At 70.2% G+C, this 6,127-nt stretch carries 6 protein-coding genes; 5 read left to right on the top strand and 1 reads right to left on the bottom strand.

The features are described 5' to 3' along the window. Positions 1 to 114 precede the first annotated feature (114 nt). Complete coding sequence (locus tag ABY44_RS00095; RefSeq protein ID WP_021164281.1) at positions 115 to 915, bottom strand: 2-amino-3,7-dideoxy-D-threo-hept-6-ulosonate synthase; 801 nt, start codon at positions 913 to 915, stop codon at positions 115 to 117. A 285-nt stretch (positions 916 to 1,200) separates the two neighbouring features. Between ABY44_RS00095 and ABY44_RS00090 the strand changes: the two genes are divergently transcribed. The 5 genes from ABY44_RS00090 to ABY44_RS00070 all read left to right on the top strand — a co-directional run. Continuing rightward, positions 1,201 to 2,247 carry an LLM class flavin-dependent oxidoreductase gene (locus ABY44_RS00090; RefSeq protein ID WP_230942759.1) on the top strand — a complete coding sequence of 349 codons (1,047 nt, stop codon included), beginning with the start codon at positions 1,201 to 1,203 and terminating at the stop codon, positions 2,245 to 2,247. Positions 2,248 to 2,287: 40 nt separating this feature from the next. Then, the gene (locus ABY44_RS00085) at positions 2,288 to 3,514 is read left to right on the top strand and encodes an FAD-dependent monooxygenase (protein ID WP_060172853.1); all 1,227 of its coding nucleotides are present in this window, start codon (positions 2,288 to 2,290) and stop codon (positions 3,512 to 3,514) included. Between the two features lie 66 nt (positions 3,515 to 3,580). After that, positions 3,581 to 4,105: a flavin reductase family protein gene (locus ABY44_RS00080; protein WP_060082626.1), complete on the top strand. Its 525-nt coding sequence runs from the start codon at positions 3,581 to 3,583 to the stop codon at positions 4,103 to 4,105. A 199-nt stretch (positions 4,106 to 4,304) separates the two neighbouring features. Continuing rightward, the gene (locus ABY44_RS00075) at positions 4,305 to 5,228 is read left to right on the top strand and encodes a LysR family transcriptional regulator (RefSeq protein WP_027792352.1); all 924 of its coding nucleotides are present in this window, start codon (positions 4,305 to 4,307) and stop codon (positions 5,226 to 5,228) included. 100 nt (positions 5,229 to 5,328) lie between these two features. Beyond that, positions 5,329 to 6,127, top strand: a 799-nt coding sequence (locus ABY44_RS00070; RefSeq protein ID WP_431640667.1) for an FUSC family protein, incomplete at its 3' end; no start/stop codon positions are given.

Here is a 6,127-nt window from a genome sequence, read left to right as displayed (position 1 = left end):
GCCGCGACGGCGCCTGCCTGCGCGCCGAGCGCGCGCAGGTCGATCCACGGATAGCGATGCATGGAAACCCTCGATGGTCGAAAAAGACCGGGTACGACGGCCCGGCGCAGCGGATCAGGCGGCCAGGTGCGCGGCGCGGCGCTCGACGCCGTGCACCGCGTCCGACAGGCGGCGGATCAGCGGGGCGGCCTTCGGCGCGGCGAACACGTTGCGGCCGGCCGCGATGCCGAGCGCGCCCGCGTTCATCACCCGCGACGTGAACGCGACGAACTCGTCTTCGGGCAGCTTCGCGCCGCCCGCGACCAGCACCGGCAGCGACGAACCGGCAATGATGTCGGCCATGCTCGCGGCGTCGCCGCTGTACGGCAGCTTGACGATGTCGGCGCCGAGATCCGCCGCGACGTTCGCCGCATGGGCGATCAGTTCGGCCTGCGGACGATCGCCGAGGCCGGGGCCGCGCGGATAGATCATCGCGAGCAGCGGCAGCGACCAGCGCGCGCATTCGGTCGCAATGCGGCTCAGGTCGAGCAGCTGCTGGGATTCCGTTTTCGAGCCGAGATTCACGTGCACGCTGACCGCGTCCGCGCCGCTCGCCAGCGCGTCCTCGACGCTCGCGAACAGCGTCTTCGCGTTCGCGTCCTCCGCGTAGCGCGTGCAACCGTTCAGGTGCACGACGAGCGCGAGATCGCTCAGCACGTCGGGCGCCAGGAAGCGCGCGCGGCCCCGATGCACGACGATCGCGTCGCCGCCGTGCGCGGCGATGTCGCCAACCAGTTGCCGCAACTGCTGCGGATGGGCGATCGGCCCGTCCGCGAGCGAATGATCGAGCGGCACCATCAGACACTTGCCCGACGCGGCACGCACCACCCGCCGCATCCTGAGCGCCTTGCCAGAAACCGATAGAAGAGCGTTCATCCGTGATTCCTCGCCAGAAATGGAAAGGCCGGCCCGTTCGACGTCAGCCTGCCCCCGGGGTGCCCGCTTGCGGGCGGAACTGGAGCGACAACCGAGCAACGCTTGCAGCAAATCTTGCGACGTGTAAGACTTGCATAGACCCAATCATCCTATGATTGGATCATCCTTGCAAGTGCCTTGCGAGCGATCCTGTTTCCCGACCGGGGGACGCATTCGTCGCGGCATCGCTTCCCCTTTGCAGACAACGGCAGCACATCAACCTGTGAGGTGTCTATGAAGTTCGGCGTGTCCTTCCTGCCCGATACCGGCCCGGCCGACCGCCCGGCGGCCGACTATTACGCCCAGGCGCTGAAGCTCAGCGCGCTGTCCGAGCGGCTCGGCTACACGTACGTGAAGATGACCGAGCACTACCTGAAGCCGTACGGCGGCTACAGCCCGTCGCCGCTGATGTTCCTCGCGGCCGTGGCCGCGCAGACGAAGTCGATCCGCCTGATGACGGGCGGCATCCAGGCGTCGTTCCATCATCCGATCCAGCTCGCGGCCGAAGCCGCGCAGCTCGACGCGATCTCGAACGGGCGGCTCGAGCTGGGCTTCGCGCGCGCCTTCCTGCCGTACGAATTCGATGCATTCGGCATCGATCTCGACTCGAGCAAGACGCGCTTCCAGCAGACGATCGACGCGACGGTGCGGCTTCTCGCCGAGGAATCGGCCAGCGAGGACACCCCGTTCTTCCGCTACCGCGACGCGCAATCGCTGCCGCGCCCGACGCAGCAGCCGCGCCCGCCGGTGTGGGTCGCGGCACTGCTCACGCCGTCCAGCTTCGAGTGGATCGGCGAACGCGGCTTCAACCTGCTGATGGCCGCGCCGCCGCGCAAGGCCGCGCTCGCGAAGACACAGGAGATGGTGGCGCTCTATCGCGACACGTTCGAGCGCCATCACGGCCACACCGGCCGCAAGCCGCAGGTCGCGATCAGCATCCCGCTGATGATCGGCACGTCGGACGCGCATGCGCTGGCACTCGCGGAGCCGCGCCTGCGCCATCACTGGCGCAATTTCGCGGAAGCGGCGAAGTCGTGGGAGCAGGTGCAGTCGCCGGCCTACCAGGGCTACAACGAAGCGATGAAGAACAAGATGGGCGGCATGGACACGGCCGACCTCGACGCAACCGCCGTGCTCGGCACGCCCGACACCGTGCGCCAGCGCATTCGCGCGCTCGAGGCCGACCTCGGTCTCGACGCGATCCTGTGGCACATCGACTACGGCGCGCAGCCGTACGAACTGATGAGCAACAACCTGGAGGTGTTCGCCCGCGACGTGCTGCCGGGACTATGACGCCATGCCGATTCCTTCCGGATCCACCACGGGCTCGCCCATGACACCGTCCCTGTCACTCGACACGATCGTCGTCGGCGCCGGCATCGGCGGCCTCGCCGCCGCGCTCGCGCTGCGGCGCGCCGGCCATCGGGTCACCGTCCTCGAGCAGAGCCGGGCGTTTCGGGAAGTCGGCGCCGGGCTGCAGGTCGTGCCGAACGCCACGCGCGCACTGCGTGCGCTCGGCGTGCTCGACCGGCAGCGGCTGGCCGCCGTCGCCCCGATCGCGACGATCCGCCGCCGCTGGCAGGACGGCAGCCTGCTCGGTTCCTTCCCGCTCGGCGACGATGTCGAAGCCGAGTTCAACGCGCCGTACTGGAACGCGCATCGCGCCGACCTGCATGCCGCGCTGCTCGACGCCGTGCGCGACCCGTACACGGCCGGCCCGCCGGTCGCCGTCCTCGGCGGCATCGCGGTGCGCGGCCTCGACGCATACGGGCCGGACGGCGCGACGCTCGTCGATGCGGCGGGCACGCGCTGGCGCGCGGATCTCGTCGTCGCGGCCGACGGCATTCATTCGACGCTGCGCCACGCGCTGCTCGGCGACGACGCGCCGCACTACAGCGGCGACGACGCGTATCGTGCGCTGATCGACGCCGATGCGATCGACCCGCGCTCGCCCGTGTTCGAGATCGTCCGGGAACCGCAGGTGACGATCTGGCTCGGGCCCGGCCGGCACGCCATCCATTACTGGGTGCGCGACCGCCGGCTGCTGAACCTCGTCGTGATCGTGCCGGGCGACGGCAGCACGCGCGAATCGTGGAGCAGCAAGGGCGACCGCGCGACGCTCGAGGCCGAGCTTGCCGGCTGGGATCCACGCCTCGTCGGGCTGATCCGCTGCGCGTCGGACCTGAGCCGCTGGTCGCTGCACGACCGCCAGCCGCTCACGCGCTGGGTGTGGGACAGCGTGTGCCTGCTCGGCGACGCGTGCCACCCGATGCTGCCGTACCAGTCGCAAGGCGCCGCGCAGGCGCTCGAGGACGCGGTGGTGCTCGGCCGGTGCGTGACCGGGCTCGCGTCGAAGGACGCGCTCGGCGCCGCGCTGGTCGAATACCAGCGCCTGCGGATCGACCGCAGCGCGCGGATCCAGCTTGCATCGGCCGGCAACGGCGGCGTATTCCACCTGCCCGACGGCCCCGAGCAGCAGGCGCGCGACGCCGAGCTCAAGTCGCGCCGCGCCGACTTCAAGTCCTATCACTGGACCTGGGCCGACGCGTACCAGCTTTGACGCCCGCCCCGGTGCCGCGCGGCGCGACCCGCGCGGTACCGGGGCTCCTCGCGACAGGACCGCATCATGACGAACACCGTGGACATTGCGCAGCAACTGAAACAGGCGATGCGCGGCGTGGCCGCCACCGTCACGATCGTGACGACCGGCGGCGACGGCGCCGCCGCCGCACCGTGCGCGCTGACTGCCAGCTCGTTCACGTCGGTCGCGCTCGATCCGCCGACCGTGCTGGTGTGCATCAACCGGCGCGCGAGCATTCACGCGTCGATCACCGGCCGCCGGCGCTTCTGCGTGAACGCGCTGCGAAGCTGCCACGTGCCGCTCGCGCTCGCGTGCAGCACGACGGGCTCCGACGCGCGTTTCGCGCACGACGCATGGCGTACCGACGCGGCGACGGGCCTGCCCTATCTCGAGAACGCGCAGACGTCGTTCTTCTGCGACACGCTCGAACAGGTCGAGGTCGGCTCGCATTCGATTCTGGTCGGGCGGGTCACGCGCGTCGCGATGTCCGCCGACGTGAACCCGCTGATGTACGTGAACGGCGCGTTCGCCGCCGTCCGCTCGCTGCCGTCCGATGCCGGCGGCAGGTAACGGGCGCACGTTCCGTTGTTTCGAGCATTCGTTCGCGGGGTTCGCACCAGGCTCGTGTGCTCGAGCAAACACGCGCCCCCACCGATGCGTGCGTCACGCGTGATGCCGCACGCAATCGTTGCGTGCGCCGCAGTCACGCTGCGCGCGCACATCACGCACTACCATTGCGCCGCATGCACGCGATGAAACGGAGAAGCCGATGGCACCCGACCTGAACCTGCTGATTTCGCTCGATGCGCTGCTCGAAGAGGGCAGCGTCGTCGGCGCCGCACGCCGCATGAACCTCAGCCCGCCCGCGATGAGCCGCACGCTCGCGCGCATCCGCGAAACGGTCGGCGACCCGATCTTCGTGCAGGCCGGCCGCAAGATGGTGCCGACGCCGCGTGCGCTCGAACTGCGCGGCGTCGTCCGCGAAACCGTGGAGCGCGCATCGCAGTTGCTCGCGCCGTCCGCGGAAATCGATCTCGGCACGCTCGACAAGCAGTTCAACGTGCGTGCGAACGACGTCTTCGTCGGCCTGCACAGCAGCCGGCTGCTCGAGGAGATGGCGCGCGGGATGCCGCGCGCGATGCTGCGCTTCATGCCCGAGGAAGACGACATCGACGACGACGCATTGCGCAGCGGCCGCATCGACCTCTTCATCAGCGCGTCGCGCCGCCTGGGGCCGGAGATTCGCGTGCAGCCGCTGTTCACGACGACCTTCGTCGGCCTCGCGCGCCACGACCACCCGATCTTCGACGACGACATCACGCCCGAGCGCTTCGCGCGCTGGCCGCATATCGGCGTCTCGCGGCGCGGCAAGTCGGCGGGGCCGATCGACGACGCGCTCGCCGCGCGCGGGCTCGCGCGCCACGTGCTGCTCGTCGTGCCGACGCCGTATGCGGCGATCTTCGCGCTGCAGGCGTCGGACCTGATCCTGCCGCTGCCCGAGCATCTCGCGCGCGGCGCGGTGCGGGCCGGGCTCGGCGTGCGCACGTTCGAACTGCCGGTGCCGCTCGAAACCGTGCTGATCACGCAGGCGTGGCATCCGCGCTTCCAGAGCGACCCCGCGCACCAGTGGTTGCGGCGTGTCGTGCGCGGGCTGTGCACCGGCCAGCCGGCGCTGCGTGCGGCGCATGCATGACGGATGCGTTGCACGCACTCGTCGAGTGCAAAGACGTCACTGTTCGGCATGCATGGCGCGACCGTAGACTGGCTTCGTCCTTTCTCATGGAGCGAGTGCAGTGCATGACGCAGCAGATCAGACGCGCGCCGTCGCGGCGCCGCCCCGCCGCCTGACTCGCGCGGCCGCGGCGCTGATCGCGCGCATCGACATCTTCACGCCGCGCGGCGCGTATGTCGCGCGCTCGGTCATCGCCGCCGCGCTCGCGCTCGGCGTCGCGTACCTGCTCGAACTGGAAACGCCGTATTCGGCCGCGTCGACGGTGCTGCTCGTGATCAATCCCGTCCAGGGCGCGGTGATCGGCAAGGGCGTGTGGCGCGTGGTCGGCACGATCGCGGGGATGGTCGTCGCGTTCGTGCTGATGGGCTGCTTCGCGCAGCAGCCGCTGCTGTTCATCCTCGGCTTCGCGTTCTGGCTCGGCGTCTGCGTCGCGGGCATGACGCTGCTGCGGCACTTCCGCGCGTCGGGCACCGTCGTGGCCGGCTACACGATCGGCCTCGCGACCTACGGCGCGATGCAGCATCCCGAGCTGACCTTCGAACACGTGATCGGGCGTGGCTCGACGGTCGCGATCGGCGTGCTGTGCCTGAGCCTCGTGTCGATGCTGCTCGGCACGCGCGACGTGCACGCGAAACTCGACGCGCTGGTGACGCGCGTCACCGCCGACGTCGCGCGGGTCATCGCCGCGCAGCGCAACGGCCTCGCGGCGGCACCGGCCGACGACAAGCGGCACGCGCTGTTCGCCGGCATCTACGGCATCGACGATCTGCTCGCGCTCGGCAAGGCCGAATCGGAGGATCTCGCGCAACGCGCGGCCGCCGTGCGGCACGGGATGGCATCGCTGTTCGGCGCGCTCGCGG

The organism is Burkholderia sp. ZZQ-2 (assembly GCF_050768715.1).
GTDB classification, from domain to species: Bacteria; Pseudomonadota; Gammaproteobacteria; order Burkholderiales; family Burkholderiaceae; genus Burkholderia; species Burkholderia cepacia.
The sequence above is the reverse complement of the archived record's forward strand: the minus strand, read 5'-3'. Positions and strand labels throughout refer to the sequence as shown.

What these genes read in the sequence shown, in the direction of transcription:
- ABY44_RS00075 (WP_027792352.1), top strand. Translation starts at nt 4,305, where the DNA reads ATGGCACCCGACCTGAACCTGCTGATTTCGCTCGATGCGCTGCTCGAA.
- ABY44_RS00080 (WP_060082626.1), top strand. Translation starts at nt 3,581, where the DNA reads ATGACGAACACCGTGGACATTGCGCAGCAACTGAAACAGGCGATGCGC.
- ABY44_RS00085 (WP_060172853.1), top strand. Translation starts at nt 2,288, where the DNA reads ATGACACCGTCCCTGTCACTCGACACGATCGTCGTCGGCGCCGGCATC.
- ABY44_RS00095 (WP_021164281.1), bottom strand. Translation starts at nt 915, where the DNA reads ATGAACGCTCTTCTATCGGTTTCTGGCAAGGCGCTCAGGATGCGGCGG.